A 15,576-nucleotide genomic window follows, 5' to 3' on the forward strand; every position below is an offset into this window, starting at 1 on the left:
GGGTGCACACAGTGTCCGGTGGTGAGGTTGCCGGGATCCTGGTGGCCGTGTTCTGGGCGATCCTGGTCTCCTTCCTCGCCGTCGCGCTGGTGAGGCTGGCCCAGACGCTCAAGGCGACCACCAAGCTCGTGGCGGACGTGACCGACCAGGCCGTCCCACTGCTCGCCGACGCCTCCTCGGCGGTGCGCTCCGCACAGACCCAGATCGACCGCGTCGACGCGATCGCCTCGGACGTCCAGGAAGTCACGTCGAACGCGTCCGCGCTGTCGACCACCGTCGCCTCCACCTTCGGCGGCCCCCTGGTCAAGGTCGCGGCCTTCGGCTACGGCGTGCGCCGGGCCATCAGCGGCCGCAAGGACGACGTGCCCGCCAAGGCGCCCCGGCGTACCGTGATCGTGGGGCGTACGGTCTCCCGGCGGGACAAGCGAAACCTCCGTGGAAAGTAAGGACTGAGACCAGCGATGTTCCGCCGTACCTTCTGGTTCACCACGGGCGTCGCAGCCGGCGTGTGGGCCACCACCAAGGTCAACCGCAAGCTGAAGCAGCTGACCCCCGAAAACCTTGCCGCGAGTGCCGCGAACAAGGCGATCGAGGCCGGTCACCGCATCAAGGACCGCGCGGTCGGCTTCGCGCTGGACGTCCGGGACAACATGGCCCAGCGGGAGGAAGAGCTGGGGGAGGCCCTCGGCATCAACGCGAACCCCGAACTCCCCGCGCCCCGGCAGTACGCCGCCATCGAGAACCGCAACAACCCGAAGTACGTCGAGGGCTCGACGTACCAGACGTACTCGTACAACCGGAATGAGGACCACTGATGGAGTCGGCTGAAATCCGCCGCCGCTGGCTGAGCTTCTACGAGGAGCGCGGTCACACCGTCGTCCCTTCGGCGTCGCTCATCGCGGACGACCCGACTCTGCTCCTCGTTCCCGCGGGCATGGTGCCCTTCAAGCCGTACTTCCTCGGTGAGGTCAAGCCGCCGTGGTCGCGCGCCACCAGCGTGCAGAAGTGCGTCCGCACGCCCGACATCGAAGAGGTCGGCAAGACCACCCGCCACGGCACCTTCTTCCAGATGTGCGGCAACTTCTCCTTCGGCGACTACTTCAAGGAAGGCGCCATCAAGTACGCCTGGGAGCTGCTCACCAGCCCCCAGGACAAGGGTGGTTACGGCCTGGAGCCGGAGAAGCTCTGGATCACCGTGTACCTGGAGGACGATGAGGCCGAGCGCATCTGGCACGAGGTCGTCGGTGTGCCGAAGGAGCGCATCCAGCGCCTCGGTATGAAGGACAACTACTGGTCCATGGGCGTCCCCGGTCCCTGCGGCCCCTGCTCCGAGATCAACTACGACCGTGGCCCCGAGTTCGGCGTCGAGGGCGGCCCCGCCGTCAACGACGAGCGGTACGTGGAGATCTGGAACCTCGTCTTCATGCAGTACGAGCGCGGCGAGGGCATCGGCAAGGACAACTTCGAGATCCTCGGCGAGCTGCCGAGCAAGAACATCGACACGGGCCTCGGCCTGGAGCGCCTCGCCATGATTCTGCAGGGTGTGCAGAACATGTACGAGATCGACACCTCCATGGCCGTCATCAAGAAGGCCACCGAGCTGACCGGTGTCGAGTACGGCCAGGCCCACGACTCGGACGTCTCCCTGCGCGTCGTCACCGACCACATGCGGACGTCCGTGATGCTCATCGGCGACGGCGTGACCCCCGGCAACGAAGGCCGTGGCTACGTCCTGCGCCGCATCATGCGCCGCGCCATCCGCAACATGCGGCTGCTCGGTGCCACGGGTCTGGTCGTCAAGGACCTGATCGACACCGTCATCGCGATGATGGGCCAGCAGTACCCCGAGCTCGTCACGGACCGCGAGCGCATCGAGAAGGTCGCCCTAGCCGAGGAGAACGCCTTCGTCAAGACGCTGAAGGCCGGCACCAACATCCTCGACACCGCCGTCACCGAGACCAAGCAGTCCGGCGGCAAGGTCCTCGCCGGCGACAAGGCGTTCCTGCTCCACGACACCTGGGGCTTCCCGATCGACCTCACCCTCGAGATGGCCGCCGAACAGGGCCTCTCCGTGGACGAGGACGGCTTCCGCCGCCTGATGAAGGAGCAGCGGGAGCGCGCCAAGGCCGACGCCCAGGCCAAGAAGACCGGCCACGCCGGCACCGGCGCCTATCGCGAGATCGCCGACAAGGCCGGCGAGACCGAGTTCATCGGCTACTCGGACACGGACGCCGAGTCCACGATCGTCGGCATCCTCGTCGACGGCGCCTCCTCCCCGGCCGCCACCGAGGGTGACGAGGTCGAGATCGTCCTCGACCGCACCCCCTTCTACGCCGAGGGCGGCGGCCAGATCGGCGACACCGGCCGCATCAAGGTCGACACGGGTGCCGTCATCGAGATCCGCGACTGCCAGAAGCCGGTCCCGGGTGTGTACGTCCACAAGGGCGTCGTCCAGTTCGGCGAGGTCACCGTCGGCGCCAAGGCGCAGGCCTCGATCGACGCCCGCCGCCGCACGGCCATCGCCCGCGCCCACTCGGCCACGCACCTCACCCACCAGGCCCTGCGCGACGCCCTCGGCCCGACGGCCGCACAGGCCGGTTCCGAGAACCAGCCCGGCCGCTTCCGCTTCGACTTCGGCTCCCCGTCCGCCGTGCCCACGGCCGTGATGACCGACGTCGAGCAGAAGATCAACGAGGTGCTCGCCCGCGACCTGGACGTGCGCGCCGAGATCCTGAGCCTCGACGAGGCCAAGAAGCAGGGCGCCATCGCCGAGTTCGGCGAGAAGTACGGCGAGCGGGTCCGTGTGGTGACCATCGGCGACTTCTCCAAGGAGCTGTGCGGCGGCACACACGTCCACAACACCTCCCAGCTGGGCCTGGTGAAGCTGCTCGGCGAGTCGTCGATCGGCTCGGGAGTCCGCCGTATCGAAGCCCTCGTCGGTGTCGACGCCTACAACTTCCTCGCCCGTGAGCACACCGTCGTCGCCCAGCTCCAGGAGCTGATCAAGGGCCGCCCGGAGGAGCTCCCGGAGAAGGTCTCCGCCATGCTCGGCAAGCTGAAGGACGCCGAGAAGGAGATCGAGAAGTTCCGCGCCGAGAAGGTGCTGCAGGCCGCCGCCGGTCTTGCCGAGTCCGCCAAGGACGTTCGCGGCGTTGCTCTGGTGACCGGCCAGGTCCCGGACGGCACGACCGCCGACGACCTGCGCAAGCTGGTCCTCGACGTGCGCGGCCGCATCCAGGGCGGCCGGGCCGCCGTGGTCGCCCTGTTCACCGTGGCGAACGGCAAGCCGCTCACCGTCATCGCCACCAACGAGGCCGCCCGCGAGCGCGGTCTCAAGGCCGGCGACCTGGTCCGCACGGCCGCCAAGACCCTCGGCGGTGGCGGTGGCGGCAAGCCGGACGTCGCCCAGGGCGGCGGGCAGAACCCGGCCGCGGTCGGCGACGCCGTGGACGCGGTGGAGCGACTCGTGGCGGAAACGGCCAAGTGAGTGCAGGCATGAGAAGGGGCCGTCGACTCGCGATCGACGTCGGGGACGCCCGCATCGGGGTCGCCTCGTGCGACCCCGACGGGATCCTCGCCACTCCGGTGGAGACGGTCCCCGGGCGGGACGTCTCCGCGGCTCACCGCCGGTTGAAGCAGCTGGTCGAGGAGTACGAGCCGATCGAGGTCGTCGTCGGTCTCCCTCGCTCCCTCAAGGGGGGCGAGGGCCCGGCCGCGGTCAAGGTCCGCGGCTTCGCCCAGGAGCTCGCCAAGGGCATCGCCCCCGTCCCCGTGCGGCTCGTGGACGAGCGGATGACGACGGTGACGGCCAGTCAGGGACTGCGCGCCTCGGGTGTGAAGTCAAAAAAGGGCAGATCGGTCATTGACCAGGCAGCCGCCGTGATCATCCTTCAGCAGGCGCTGGAATCCGAACGGGTGTCAGGTAAAGCACCCGGCGAGGGCGTCGAAGTGGTCATCTGATCGCGATACGGTAACGTTCCGCGCGACTGCGGCGCTGTTCGAACAAGTGCCGCACAGAGATGAGGCGGAACGGAAGCGGAGCCGTAAGCCGCGTGACCGCCGCCTCGCGGCTCTAGGGGATCGATGACTGAGTATGGCCGGGGCCAAGGCTCCGAACCGTGGCATCCGGAGGACCCGTTGTACGGGGACGACGGATGGGGTGGACAGCAGGCCCATGCGGGCCAGCAGTCCCCCTACGGCGGCCAGCCGCAGCACTATCCAGAGCAGCCGCAGCAGCCGCAGTACGACAACGGCGGCTGGGGCGACGGCGGCCAGCAGGCCGCATACGGTCAGGCGCAGCAGCAGTACCCGCAGCAGTACGACGGCCAGTACGGCCAGCAGCACCAGCAGCCGCAGCACCAGCAGTACGACCAGCAGACCTACGCGGGCCAGCCGCAGCAGTCGTACGACAACAACGGCTGGGCCACCGGCACGCACGCGCAGGCCGCGTACCCGGCCGATCCGTCGGACCCGTACGGCCAGCAGGCCGCCGCGTACGGCGGGCAGCAGCCCGACTACTACGGCACCCCTGACGCGTACCCGCCGCCGGAGCCGCCCGGCCGACGCCGTGCCGAACCCGAGCCGCGGCCCGACTGGGACCCGGGCCCGGACCAGGGCGAGCACGCCTTCTTCGCCGGCGGCGACGACGATGACGAGGACGACGACCCGGGAGGCGGCCGTGGCGACCGGCGCGGTCGCGGCGGCAAGGGGGGCAAGAAGCGCCGCAGCGGATGCGCCTGCCTGGTGGTCCTGCTGGTGTTCGGCGGTGGCATCGGCGGCGTCGGATACTTCGGCTACAAGTTCTACGAGAACCGTTTCGGCTCGGCTCCGGACTTTGCCGGGGACGGTACGAGCGAGACCGTGACCGTCCAGATCCCCAAGGGCGCTCTCGGGTCCCAGATCGGCCAGAAGCTGAAGGAAGCGGGCGTCGTCAAGAGCGTCGACGCGTTCGTGGCCGCTCAGCAGCAGAATTCCAAGGGCGACTCGATTCAGGCCGGCGCCTATCTGCTGAAGAAGGAGATGTCCGCCGAGAGCGCCGTCGCGATGATGCTCGACCCCAAGAGCCAGAACAACATCATGGTCACTCCGGGGCAGCGGAACATCTCCGTCTACAAGGCGATCGACGAGAAACTCGACCTGAAGTCGGGCGCCACCAGGAAGATTGCCGAGGCGAAGTACAAGAGCCTCGGACTTCCGGACTGGGCGAACGACAACAGCGAGATCAAGGACCCGCTGGAGGGCTTCCTCGCCCCGGGCACCTATCCCGCCGCCAAGGGCATGAAGCCCGAGACGATCCTGAAGGGCATGGTCACCCAGGCCGCGAAGGTGTACGCGGACTATGACCTGGAGGCCAAGGCCAAGGCGCTCAAGCTGGACAGTCCGCTGCAGGTCGTCACGGTCGCGAGCCTCGTCCAGGCCGAGGGCAAGACCAGCGAAGACTTCCGCAAGATGGCGGAAGTGGTCTACAACCGCCTCGATCCCGCGAACCCCGAGACCTACGGCTCTCTGCAGTTCGACTCGACCTTCAATTACGTGAAGAACGAGAGCAACATCGAGATCAGCGAGTCGGAGATCAACAGCAACAAGGACCCGTACAACACGTACACCAACAAGGGTCTGCCGCCAGGTCCGATCGGAAACCCGGGCGCCGTCGCGCTGAAGGCGACGCTCAATCCGACCGACGACGGCTGGTACTACTTCGTGGCGACCGACGGCGTGAGCAAGACCGAATTCGCCAAGACGCACGAGGAATTCCAGAAGCTCAAGGAAAAGTTCAATGAAAGCACGGGCAGCTGACGCCCGCCGGGCCGCCGTGCTCGGTTCGCCCATCGCCCACTCCCTCTCCCCGGTGCTGCACCGCGCCGCCTACGAGGAACTGGGGCTCACGGGCTGGTCGTACGACCGGTTCGAGCTCGACGAGGCCGCTCTGCCCGGGTTCTTCGGGCAGCTCGGGCCGGAGTGGGCCGGGCTGTCGCTGACCATGCCGCTCAAGCGGGCCGTGATCCCGTTGCTCGACGAGATCAGCGAGACGGCAGCCTCGGTCGAGGCGGTCAACACCGTCGTCTTCACCGAGGACGGCCGCCGGGTCGGCGACAACACCGACATCCCCGGAATGGTCGCCGCCCTGCGTGAGCGCGGAATCGAACAGGTCGAGACCGCGGCGATCCTCGGCGCCGGCGCCACCGCCTCCTCGGCACTGGCCGCGCTGGCCCGGATCTGCACCGGCGAGGTCGTCGCCTACGTCCGCAGCGAGGCCCGCGCCGCCGAGATGCGCCAGTGGGGCAAGCGGCTCGACATCGACGTCCGTACGGCGGATTGGGCGGACGCGGCCGAGGCGCTGCACAGCCCGCTGGTGATCGCAACCACCCCGGCCGGTACGACGGACGCGCTCGCCGCCGCCGTGCCCGAGCGGCCCGCCGCCCTCTTCGACGTGCTCTACGACCCGTGGCCGACCGAGCTCGCCGCCCGCTGGTCCATGGTCGGCGGGGCCGTCGTCAGCGGTCTCGACCTGCTGGTGCACCAGGCGGTGCTGCAGGTCGAGCAGATGACGGGCCACGCGCCGGCCCCGGTGCTCGCGATGCGCAAGGCGGGCGAGCACGCGTTGGCGCTCCGCTAGGGAGTGCCGCCAGGAAGTGCCGCGATGCCCCGTCGTTCTGTTGCGGCGCCGTCGTGGCTGGTCGCGCAGTTCCTCGCGCCCCTTGGCGGGCCCTCAGCCTCCGGTTCCCGCTCTCTCCGTCCGCCTGCTGGACCTTGGGCCGGACGCAGCGCCCGGACGTGGGAGGATCGGGGGTGGCGGGCCAGGGCCGCGCACCTGGTCGCGCCGTCGCCGTACGCGAGGACGCGCGTACGCAAGGCAGTACGCAGGGCGCGAGCACTGAGGAGCACCGTTGAGCAGGTTGCGCTGGCTGACCGCGGGGGAGTCCCACGGTCCCGCACTCGTGGCGACGCTGGAGGGCCTTCCCGCCGGTGTGCCGATCACCACGGAGATGGTGGCGGACCATCTCGCGCGGCGGCGGCTGGGCTATGGGCGCGGTGCCCGGATGAAGTTCGAACGGGACGAGGTCACCTTCCTCGGTGGCGTGCGGCACGGTCTGACCATGGGCTCGCCGGTCGCGGTGATGGTGGGCAACACGGAGTGGCCCAAGTGGGAACAGGTCATGGCGGCCGACCCGGTCGACCCGGAGATCCTCGCGGGCCTCGCCCGCAACGCGCCGCTGACCCGCCCCCGTCCCGGTCACGCCGACCTCGCCGGGATGCAGAAGTACGGCTTCGACGAGGCCCGGCCGATCCTGGAGCGGGCCTCCGCCCGGGAGACGGCGGCCCGGGTGGCGCTGGGCGCGGTGGCCCGGTCGTACCTGAAGGAGACGGCCGGCATCGAGATCGTGTCGCACGTCGTCGAGCTGGCCTCCGCCAAGGCGCCCCAGGGCGTGTACCCGACGCCGGCGGACGTCGAGCGGCTGGACGCCGACCCGGTGCGCTGCCTGGACGCGGACGCGTCGAAGGCGATGGTCGCGGAGATCGACCAGGCCCACAAGGACGGCGACACCCTCGGCGGCGTGGTCGAGATCCTGGCCTACGGCGTGCCGGTGGGCCTGGGCTCGCACGTGCACTGGGACCGCAAGCTGGACGCCCGCCTGGCCGGTGCGCTGATGGGCATCCAGGCGATCAAGGGCGTGGAGATCGGCGACGGCTTCGAACTGGCACGGGTGCCCGGCTCCAAGGCGCACGACGAGATCGTCAACACGCCCGAGGGCATCCGGCGCGTCTCCGGCCGTTCCGGCGGCACCGAGGGCGGCCTGACCACGGGTGAGCTGCTGCGCGTACGCGCCGCGATGAAGCCGATCGCGACCGTGCCGCGCGCCCTTCAGACGGTGGACGTGACCACCGGCGAGGCGACCCAGGCACACCACCAGCGTTCGGACGTGTCCGCGGTCCCGGCCGCAGGCATCGTCGCCGAGGCGATGGTCGCGCTGGTCCTCGCGGACGCGGTGGCGGAGAAGTTCGGCGGCGACTCGGTGACCGAGACTCGTCGCAATGTCCAGTCGTACCTCGAGAACCTGGCGATCCGGTGACCGTGGCGCCCGTCGTCGTACTGGTCGGCCCGATGGGGGTCGGCAAGTCCACCGTGGGCCGGCTGCTGGCCGAGCGACTCGGGGTCGGCTACCGGGACACCGATGACGACATCGTCGCCGAGCAGGGCCGCACCATCGCCGAGATCTTCGTCGACGAGGGCGAGACGGCCTTCCGCGCGATCGAGAAGCAGGCGGTGCAGCGGGCGCTCGCCGGGCACGACGGCGTCCTCGCGCTGGGCGGCGGCTCGATCCTGGACGCGGACACCCGCGCGCTGCTGGCCGGACTGCGCGTCGTCTACCTCTCGATGGACGTCGAGGAGGCGGTCAAGCGCACCGGCCTCAACGCCGCCCGCCCGCTGCTCGCGGTCAACCCGCGCAAGCAGTGGCGCGAGCTGATGGAGGCGCGCCGGCACCTGTACGAGTCGATCGCCACGGCGGTCGTGGCCACCGACGGCCGTACGCCCGAAGAGGTCACCCAAGTCGCCCTGGACGCACTGGAGTTGAAGGAAGCATGAGCGAGGCAGTCACCCGGATCCAGGTCGGCGGCACCGCGGGCAGTGAGCCGTACGAGGTCCTGGTGGGCCGTCAACTCCTGGGCGAGCTCCCCGGGTTGGTCGGCGACAAGGCCAAGCGGGTCGCGGTCGTCCACCCCGAGGCGCTCGCCGAGACGGGTGACGCCCTGCGGGCCGAACTGGCCGAACACGGCTACGACGCGATCGCCATCCAGGTGCCGAACGCGGAGGAGGCCAAGACCGCCGAGGTCGCCGCCTACTGCTGGAAGGCGCTCGGCCAGTCCGGGTTCACGCGTACGGACGTCGTCGTCGGAGTCGGCGGCGGTTCGACCACGGACCTCGCCGGGTTCGTGGCCGCGACCTGGCTGCGCGGAGTGCGCTGGATCGCCATCCCGACCACCGTGCTCGCCATGGTGGACGCGGCCGTCGGCGGCAAGACCGGCATCAACACCGCCGAGGGCAAGAACCTCGTGGGCTCCTTCCACCCGCCCGCCGGCGTCCTGTGCGATCTGGCCGCGCTGGACTCCCTCCCGGTCAACGACTACGTCTCCGGGCTCGCCGAGATCATCAAGGCCGGCTTCATCGCCGACCCGGCGATCCTGGAGCTCATCGAGTCCGACCCGGAGGCCGCCCGCACCCCGGCCGGCCCGCACACCGCCGAGCTCATCGAGCGCTCCATCCGGGTCAAGGCCGAGGTCGTCTCCTCCGACCTGAAGGAGTCGGGCCTCAGGGAGATCCTCAACTACGGCCACACGCTCGCCCACGCCATCGAGAAGAACGAGCGGTACAAGTGGCGGCACGGCGCCGCCGTCGCCGTGGGCATGCACTTCGCAGCCGAACTCGGCCGCCTCGCGGGCCGGTTGGACGACGCGACGGCCGACCGCCACCGTGCCGTCCTGGAGGCGGTCGGGCTGCCGCTGCACTACCGCTACGACCAGTGGCCCAAGCTGCTGGAGACGATGAAGGTCGACAAGAAGTCCCGCGGCGATCTGCTGCGCTTCATCGTCCTGGACGGCCTGGCCAAGCCGACCGTCCTGGAGGGCCCGGACCCGGCTGTGCTGCTCGCCGCGTACGGCGAAGTGGGACAGTAAGTCCTCCGGATCGTCTTCTGCCCGATTCGCCTTGTGGCAACGGGCACTTCGGACCGCCCCCGGCCGTTTCACCAAAGGACGGCAGGGGGCGGTACCGTTCGGTAGCGAGCGGGGTATACACCCCCCTGTCAGCGCCAATTGCCTGTACGAGACGGAGTGGCACCGGATGCAGCACGCAGTGGGTTCTCCGCTGCCGCCGCCCCATCAGCCGGGGCACGGACCGGCCGCCGGCTGGTCGCCGGCCGCACACCACCCGGGTCCGCATCAGGGCCCGGCCCCGGTGCCTCCGCCGCCCCCGGCACCGGGCTTCACCCCGCCGCCCCCGGCACCGGTCCCGCACGCGCCGCAGCACGCCCCGGTGCCGCCCGCCCCGGACACCACCGGCCATGTGCCGTTGCCGCCCGGTGGCCCCGTCGCGATGCCCAGCGCCCCGCCCGTCACGGCCGCCCCCGACACGGCCGCCACGTGCCTCGCCGTGCTGCTCATCGGCCCCGCCGGCGCCGGAAAGACGAGCGTCGCCAAGTACTGGGCCGACCACCGCCGGGTGCCCACCGCCCACATCAGCCTCGACGACGTGCGCGAATGGGTCCGCTCCGGCTTCGCCGACCCGCAGTCCGGGTGGAACGACCACTCCGAGGCCCAGTACCGCCTCGCCCGCCGCACCTGCGGCTTCGCCGCCCGCAACTTCCTCGCCAACGGCATCTCCTGCATCCTCGACGACGCCGTCTTCCCCGACCGCCCGGTCGTCGGCCTCGGAGGCTGGAAGCGGCACGTCGGCCCCGGCCTCCTCCCGGTGGTCCTCCTCCCCGGCCTGGAAATCGTCCTGGAACGCAACGCCGAACGCTCCGGCAACCGCCGCCTCACCGACGAGGAGGTCGCCCGCATCCACGGCCGCATGGCGGGCTGGTACGGCTCGGGCCTCCCGATCATCGACAACTCCCAGCTGGACGTCCCCCAGACGGCACAGATCCTGGACGACGTACTGGCGAGGTCGATCGCAAGCCCCCCGAGCTGGTAATCGGGGATGAGTGGTTGTGCCCGAGGGGCGCGGGGCCGAATCGATATGCGGCTCCGCCGCGTGGGCGCGACCAGCCCCCACAGTCCCGCAGACGACAACGGACCCCTGCCCCACTCGGCCTCTCTCGAACGGCGTCCAACCTGCGGAGCTCCTACGCTCGTGTCATGTCAGAGGTCTACGCGGCCCGCCGCACAAGGCTGAGGGAACGCTGCAACGCGGTCGGCAGCACGTCGGCCCTAATTTCCCGCCCCGCCAACGTGCGCTACCTCGCGGGCGCAGCCCCGCACGGCGCCGTCCTGCTCCTCGGCAAGACCGAGGACCTGCTGGTGTCCACCGGCCCGCCGGACAACCGACCCACCGAGGGCCGCCCGGACGAAGCACTGCGAGTCCACACGCTCCCCGGCGCCGGAGGCGACCCCGCGGTCGCGGCGGCCGACCTCGCCGCGGCACAGGGCGGCGACTCTCTCGCCGTGGAAGAACACCACCTCACCGTCGCCCGGCACAGAGCCATCCGCTCCGTCGTGCCCCGCCTGCGCCTCGCAGAGCTCGGCGGAGCCGTGGAGCAGCTCAGGGTGATCAAGGACGAGGAAGAGATCTCCTGTCTCCGCATCGGCGCCGAAATCGCCGACCAGGCACTCGGTGAGCTCCTCGAGTCCATCCTCGTCGGCCGCACCGAACGCCACCTCGCCCTCGAGCTGGAGCGCCGCCTCGTCGATCACGGCGCCGACGGCGCGGCCTTCCCGACCTCCGTCGGCACCGGCCCGAACTCCGGCCGACGCGGCCACCGCCCCACCGATCGGCGGGTGGAGGAAGGCGACTTCCTTTCCGTCTGCCTGGGCGCCACGTACCGCGGCTACCGCTGTGAGATCGGCCGTACGTTCGTCATCGGTACGTCCCCGGCCGACTGGCAGATCGAGCTGTACGACCTCGTCTTCGCCGCTCAGCGCGCCGGCCGGGAGATGCTCGCACCCGGTGCCGCCTACCGCGACGTGGACCGTGCGGCACGGCAGGTGCTGGACTCCGCGGGGTACGCGGAAGGCCTCGCGGCGCTGACGGGGCACGGGGTGGGACTCGAAATCGACGAGGACCCGCAGCTGGCCCCCGCGGCCATGGGTAAACTGGACGCTTGCGTGCCGGTCACCGTCGAACCGGGGGTTCACCTCCCGGGACGGGGCGGCGTCCGGATCGATGACACGCTCGTCGTACGCCCCGAGGCGGACGGCGGACCCGAGCTACTCACCATCACGACCAAGGAGCTGCTCGCACTCTAGGCAGGTGCGTGCGCCGGGGTCGTCCACGTCAGTCCAGGAGATTCCGCAACCGTGGCTTCCACGAACGACCTCAAGAACGGCCTTGTGCTCAAGCTCGAAGGCGGCCAGCTCTGGTCCGTCGTCGAGTTCCAGCACGTCAAGCCCGGCAAGGGCCCGGCCTTCGTGCGCACCAAGCTCAAGAACGTGCTCTCCGGCAAGGTCGTCGACAAGACCTTCAACGCCGGCGTCAAGGTCGAGACGGCCACTGTCGACAAGCGCGACATGCAGTTCTCGTACATGGACGGTGAGTACTTCGTCTTCATGGACATGGAGACCTACGACCAGCTCATGGTCGACCGCAAGGCCGTCGGCGACGCCGCCAACTTCCTGATCGAGGGCTTCACCGCCACCGTCGCGCAGCACGAGGGCGAGGTGCTCTTCGTCGAGCTGCCGGCCGCCGTCGAGCTCGTCATCCAGGAGACCGAGCCGGGCGTCCAGGGCGACCGCTCCACCGGTGGCACCAAGCCCGCCATCCTGGAGACCGGCCACCAGATCAACGTGCCGCTCTTCATCACCACCGGTGAGAAGATCAAGGTCGACACCCGCACGAGCGACTACCTCGGCCGGGTGAACAGCTAACCGTGGCTGCCCGCAACACGGCCCGCAAGCGTGCCTTCCAGATCCTCTTCGAGGGCGACCAGCGCGACGTCGGCGTGCTGACCGTCCTCGCGGACTGGATCCGGCTCTCCCGGGACGACACCCGGCAGCCGCCGGTGAGCGAGTACACGATGCAGTTGGTCGAGGGCTACGCGGAACACGCGAAGCGCATCGACGAGCTCATCTCGCAGTACTCGGTCGGCTGGACGCTCGACCGCATGCCGGTCGTCGACCGCAACATCCTGCGCCTCGGCGCCTACGAGCTGATCTGGGCCGACGAGATCCCGGACGCCGTCGTGCTGGACGAGATGGTGCAGCTGGCGAAGGAGTTCTCCACGGACGACTCGCCCGCCTTCGTCAACGGACTGCTCGGCCGTCTCAAGGACCTGAAGCCGTCCCTGCGCCGCGACGAGGCGTAAGAGGCCGAAAGAGCCACGACAGCCGGAGGGCCCGCAGCAGTCACGCTGCGGGCCCTCCGGCATCCCGGGACCACCGAGGCCTCCGAAGGCCGCAGAAAGCCGCCGGGGTGGCCGGAACCATGAAGTTCCGGCCACCCCGGCGGCACGTTTCTGCTGAGGCTGGGAGCGGCTCAGCTCTCCTCGTGGGCGACCGCGCGACGCGCGTCCGCGTCCAGCACGCCCCAGCTGATCAGCTGCTCGGTGAGGACCGAGGGCGACTGGTCGTAGATGACGGCGAGTGTGCGCAGGTCGTCCTGGCGGATCGAGAGCACCTTGCCGTTGTAGTCACCGCGCTGGGACTGGATCGTCGCGGCATAGCGCTGGAGCGGGCCCGCCTTCTCGGCCGGCACGTGGGCCAGCCGCTCCAGGTCCAGAACCAGCTTCGGCGGCGGCTCGGCGGCCCCGCCCGGCGTGGTGCCCGGCAGCAGCTCCTGCACGGGGACCCCATAGAAATCCGCCAGCTCGGCAAGGCGCTGTACGGTCACGGCGCGGTCGCCGCGCTCGTACGATCCGACCACGACCGCCTTCCAGCGTCCCTGGGACTTTTCCTCGACACCGTGGAGGGAAAGGCCTTGCTGGGTGCGGATGGCCCGGAGCTTCGCCCCGAGCTGTTTGGCGTATTCGCTGGACATATAGCTCCCCGGACACTGTGTCGACGCGGCTGCAGTGTTTCCGCGCCGCGCGTCTGGTAACTCACTGTGAGGTTACGCAGCGTGACTCTTGTGCGTCAAGCCGAATGGTCCACACCGACTCTTCCGTGGCAGCCGTGGCCGATTACGCCAAGGGGGTGATCAGGGACGTCGTCCCGGCCTGCTACCGTGGATGGCGCAAATCCGACGTCCTTTAAGGTCCGTCCCGTGAGGCGGAGAAGGAGGTCCGTTTCTTATGGACACTCAAGCGTCCGATGCAAGGCCGGTACTCGAAGGCCCTGACATCGCGCGGGTACTGACCCGCATCGCCCACGAGATCGTCGAGCGCGCCAAGGGCGCCGACGACGTGGTGCTCCTCGGCATTCCGACCCGGGGCGTGTTCCTCGCCCAGCGGCTCGCCGTCAAGCTCGAGGAGATCACCGATCGCAAGATCCCGGTCGGCTCCCTCGACATCACCATGTACCGCGACGACCTGCGCATGCACCCACCGCGTGCGCTGGCCCGTACCGACATCCCCGGTGACGGCATCGACGGCCGCCTGGTCGTCCTCGTCGACGACGTGCTCTTCTCCGGCCGCACCATCCGCGCCGCCCTCGATGCCCTGAACGACATCGGGCGTCCTCGCGCCGTGCAGCTCGCGGTCCTGGTCGACCGAGGCCATCGCGAACTGCCCATCCGCGCCGACTATGTCGGCAAGAACCTCCCCACGTCGCTGCGGGAGACGGTCAAGGTCCAGCTCGCCGAGGAGGACGGTCGCGACACCGTGCTGCTCGGCGCGAAGCAGACCCAGTAGCAGGCGGAAGGCGTACGTCGCTGTCGTACGCCTGCTCCTCGGAGCCCCGGCCTGCCCGAATTCTCCCGACCTGAACTGCCTTACGGAGCCTGAAAGATGCAGCGTCATCTCATCTCGGCCGCCGACCTCACCCGCGACGACGCCGTCCTGATCCTCGACACCGCCGAGGAGATGGCCCGGGTCGCCGACCGGCCGATCAAGAAGCTGCCGACCCTGCGCGGCCGCACCGTCGTCAACCTCTTCTTCGAGGACTCCACGCGCACGCGTATCTCCTTCGAAGCCGCCGAGAAGCGCCTCTCCGCGGACGTCATCAACTTCACCGCCAAGGGCTCCTCGGTGTCCAAGGGCGAGTCCCTCAAGGACACCGCCCAGACCCTCGAAGCCATGGGCGTCGACGCCGTGGTCATCCGGCACGGCGCCTCCGGAGCCCCCTACCGCCTGGCCACCTCCGGCTGGATCGACGCCGCCGTCATCAACGCCGGAGACGGCACCCACCAGCACCCGACCCAGGCCCTGCTGGACGCGTTCACCATGCGCCGCCGCCTCGTCGGGCGGGACGCCGGGCTCGGCCAGGACCTGTCCGGCAAGCGCATCACGCTCGTCGGCGACATCCTGCACAGCCGGGTCGCCCGCTCCAACGTCGACCTGCTGCACACCCTCGGCGCCGAGGTCACGCTCGTCGCCCCGCCGACCCTGGTGCCGGTCGGCGTCGAGTCCTGGCCCTGTGAGGTCTCGTACGACCTGGACAGCACGCTCTCCAAGTCCGACGCCGTGATGCTGCTGCGTGTGCAGCGCGAGCGCATGAACGCCGCGTTCTTCCCGACCGAGCGCGAGTACTCGCGGCGCTACGGCCTCGACGGCGACCGCATGGCCAAGATGCCCGAGCACGCCATCGTGATGCACCCCGGCCCGATGGTCCGTGGCATGGAGATCACCGCCGAGGTCGCCGACTCCGACCGCTGCACCGCCGTCGAGCAGGTCGCAAACGGAGTCTCCATCCGGATGGCCGTTCTGTACCTGCTGCTCGGTGGCAACGAGCCCGCCGTCTCCCACACCCGTATCGAGGAGAAGTAAG

At 69.8% G+C, this 15,576-nt stretch carries 16 protein-coding genes; 15 read left to right on the forward strand and 1 reads right to left on the reverse strand.

Annotation, left to right across the window (positions count from 1 at the left end):
* Positions 1 to 2: 2 nt before the first annotated feature.
* The 13 genes from IG08_RS0126135 to nusB all read left to right on the forward strand — a co-directional run bounded on the left by IG08_RS0126135 (position 3) and on the right by nusB (position 13,019).
* Positions 3 to 446 carry a DUF948 domain-containing protein gene (locus tag IG08_RS0126135; protein WP_030607014.1) on the forward strand — a complete coding sequence of 148 codons (444 nt, stop codon included), beginning with the start codon at positions 3 to 5 and terminating at the stop codon, positions 444 to 446.
* Between the two features lie 15 nt (positions 447 to 461).
* On the forward strand, positions 462 to 815 hold the full coding sequence (locus IG08_RS0126140) for a hypothetical protein (protein WP_030607016.1): 354 nt from the start codon (positions 462 to 464) through the stop codon (positions 813 to 815).
* Positions 815 to 3,487 carry an alanine--tRNA ligase gene (gene alaS, locus IG08_RS0126145; RefSeq protein WP_030607018.1) on the forward strand — a complete coding sequence of 891 codons (2,673 nt, stop codon included), beginning with the start codon at positions 815 to 817 and terminating at the stop codon, positions 3,485 to 3,487. The genes IG08_RS0126140 and alaS overlap by 1 nt, the downstream gene beginning before the upstream one ends.
* A gap of 8 nt (positions 3,488 to 3,495) precedes the next feature.
* Complete coding sequence (gene ruvX / locus IG08_RS0126150; protein WP_030607020.1) at positions 3,496 to 3,960, forward strand: Holliday junction resolvase RuvX; 465 nt, start codon at positions 3,496 to 3,498, stop codon at positions 3,958 to 3,960.
* Between the two features lie 123 nt (positions 3,961 to 4,083).
* Positions 4,084 to 5,796, forward strand: a complete 1,713-nt coding sequence (gene mltG / locus IG08_RS0126155) for an endolytic transglycosylase MltG (protein ID WP_078655753.1) — start codon at positions 4,084 to 4,086, stop codon at positions 5,794 to 5,796.
* A complete protein-coding gene (locus IG08_RS0126160; RefSeq protein ID WP_030607026.1) occupies positions 5,777 to 6,616 on the forward strand; it encodes a shikimate dehydrogenase in 840 nt (279 codons plus the stop codon). The genes mltG and IG08_RS0126160 overlap by 20 nt, the downstream gene beginning before the upstream one ends.
* 271 nt (positions 6,617 to 6,887) lie before the next feature.
* Positions 6,888 to 8,072 carry a chorismate synthase gene (gene aroC, locus IG08_RS0126165; protein WP_030607029.1) on the forward strand — a complete coding sequence of 395 codons (1,185 nt, stop codon included), beginning with the start codon at positions 6,888 to 6,890 and terminating at the stop codon, positions 8,070 to 8,072.
* A gap of 32 nt (positions 8,073 to 8,104) precedes the next feature.
* Positions 8,105 to 8,587: a shikimate kinase gene (locus tag IG08_RS0126170; RefSeq protein ID WP_199820907.1), complete on the forward strand. Its 483-nt coding sequence runs from the start codon at positions 8,105 to 8,107 to the stop codon at positions 8,585 to 8,587.
* Entirely contained in the window at positions 8,584 to 9,675 is a 1,092-nt protein-coding gene (gene aroB / locus IG08_RS0126175; RefSeq protein WP_030607035.1) for a 3-dehydroquinate synthase, read from the forward strand. Before IG08_RS0126170 ends, aroB begins: the two co-directional genes overlap by 4 nt.
* 166 nt (positions 9,676 to 9,841) lie before the next feature.
* Complete coding sequence (locus IG08_RS0126180; protein WP_078655754.1) at positions 9,842 to 10,693, forward strand: Pro-rich N-terminal domain-containing protein; 852 nt, start codon at positions 9,842 to 9,844, stop codon at positions 10,691 to 10,693.
* A gap of 164 nt (positions 10,694 to 10,857) precedes the next feature.
* On the forward strand, positions 10,858 to 11,964 hold the full coding sequence (locus tag IG08_RS0126185; protein ID WP_030607042.1) for an aminopeptidase P family protein: 1,107 nt from the start codon (positions 10,858 to 10,860) through the stop codon (positions 11,962 to 11,964).
* Between the two features lie 51 nt (positions 11,965 to 12,015).
* Positions 12,016 to 12,582 carry an elongation factor P gene (gene efp, locus IG08_RS0126190; protein WP_030607045.1) on the forward strand — a complete coding sequence of 189 codons (567 nt, stop codon included), beginning with the start codon at positions 12,016 to 12,018 and terminating at the stop codon, positions 12,580 to 12,582.
* Between the two features lie 2 nt (positions 12,583 to 12,584).
* On the forward strand, positions 12,585 to 13,019 hold the full coding sequence (gene nusB, locus IG08_RS0126195) for a transcription antitermination factor NusB (RefSeq protein WP_030607049.1): 435 nt from the start codon (positions 12,585 to 12,587) through the stop codon (positions 13,017 to 13,019).
* 170 nt (positions 13,020 to 13,189) lie between these two features.
* Here nusB and bldD read toward each other — a convergent pair whose 3' ends face one another.
* Positions 13,190 to 13,690, reverse strand: coding sequence for a transcriptional regulator BldD (gene bldD, locus IG08_RS0126200; protein WP_030607052.1), 501 nt, complete (start codon positions 13,688 to 13,690; stop codon positions 13,190 to 13,192).
* 253 nt (positions 13,691 to 13,943) lie between these two features.
* On the opposite strand from bldD, the gene pyrR reads away from it, so the two are divergent.
* On the forward strand, positions 13,944 to 14,501 hold the full coding sequence (gene pyrR / locus IG08_RS0126205; protein WP_030607055.1) for a bifunctional pyr operon transcriptional regulator/uracil phosphoribosyltransferase PyrR: 558 nt from the start codon (positions 13,944 to 13,946) through the stop codon (positions 14,499 to 14,501).
* Between the two features lie 96 nt (positions 14,502 to 14,597).
* A complete protein-coding gene (locus tag IG08_RS0126210) occupies positions 14,598 to 15,575 on the forward strand; it encodes an aspartate carbamoyltransferase catalytic subunit (RefSeq protein WP_030607070.1) in 978 nt (325 codons plus the stop codon).
* The last annotated feature ends 1 nt before the right edge of the window (position 15,576 follow it).

Source organism: Streptomyces fulvoviolaceus (assembly GCF_000718165.1).
Taxonomy (GTDB): domain Bacteria; phylum Actinomycetota; class Actinomycetes; order Streptomycetales; family Streptomycetaceae; genus Streptomyces; species Streptomyces fulvoviolaceus.

What these genes read in the sequence shown, in the direction of transcription:
- aroB (WP_030607035.1), top strand. Translation starts at nt 8,584, where the DNA reads ATGAGCGAGGCAGTCACCCGGATCCAGGTCGGCGGCACCGCGGGCAGT.
- alaS (WP_030607018.1), top strand. Translation starts at nt 815, where the DNA reads ATGGAGTCGGCTGAAATCCGCCGCCGCTGGCTGAGCTTCTACGAGGAG.
- IG08_RS0126180 (WP_078655754.1), top strand. Translation starts at nt 9,842, where the DNA reads ATGCAGCACGCAGTGGGTTCTCCGCTGCCGCCGCCCCATCAGCCGGGG.
- ruvX (WP_030607020.1), top strand. Translation starts at nt 3,496, where the DNA reads ATGAGAAGGGGCCGTCGACTCGCGATCGACGTCGGGGACGCCCGCATC.
- mltG (WP_078655753.1), top strand. Translation starts at nt 4,084, where the DNA reads ATGACTGAGTATGGCCGGGGCCAAGGCTCCGAACCGTGGCATCCGGAG.
- pyrR (WP_030607055.1), top strand. Translation starts at nt 13,944, where the DNA reads ATGGACACTCAAGCGTCCGATGCAAGGCCGGTACTCGAAGGCCCTGAC.
- IG08_RS0126140 (WP_030607016.1), top strand. Translation starts at nt 462, where the DNA reads ATGTTCCGCCGTACCTTCTGGTTCACCACGGGCGTCGCAGCCGGCGTG.
- IG08_RS0126160 (WP_030607026.1), top strand. Translation starts at nt 5,777, where the DNA reads ATGAAAGCACGGGCAGCTGACGCCCGCCGGGCCGCCGTGCTCGGTTCG.
- bldD (WP_030607052.1), bottom strand. Translation starts at nt 13,690, where the DNA reads ATGTCCAGCGAATACGCCAAACAGCTCGGGGCGAAGCTCCGGGCCATC.
- IG08_RS0126210 (WP_030607070.1), top strand. Translation starts at nt 14,598, where the DNA reads ATGCAGCGTCATCTCATCTCGGCCGCCGACCTCACCCGCGACGACGCC.
- IG08_RS0126170 (WP_199820907.1), top strand. Translation starts at nt 8,105, where the DNA reads ATGGGGGTCGGCAAGTCCACCGTGGGCCGGCTGCTGGCCGAGCGACTC.
- IG08_RS0126185 (WP_030607042.1), top strand. Translation starts at nt 10,858, where the DNA reads ATGTCAGAGGTCTACGCGGCCCGCCGCACAAGGCTGAGGGAACGCTGC.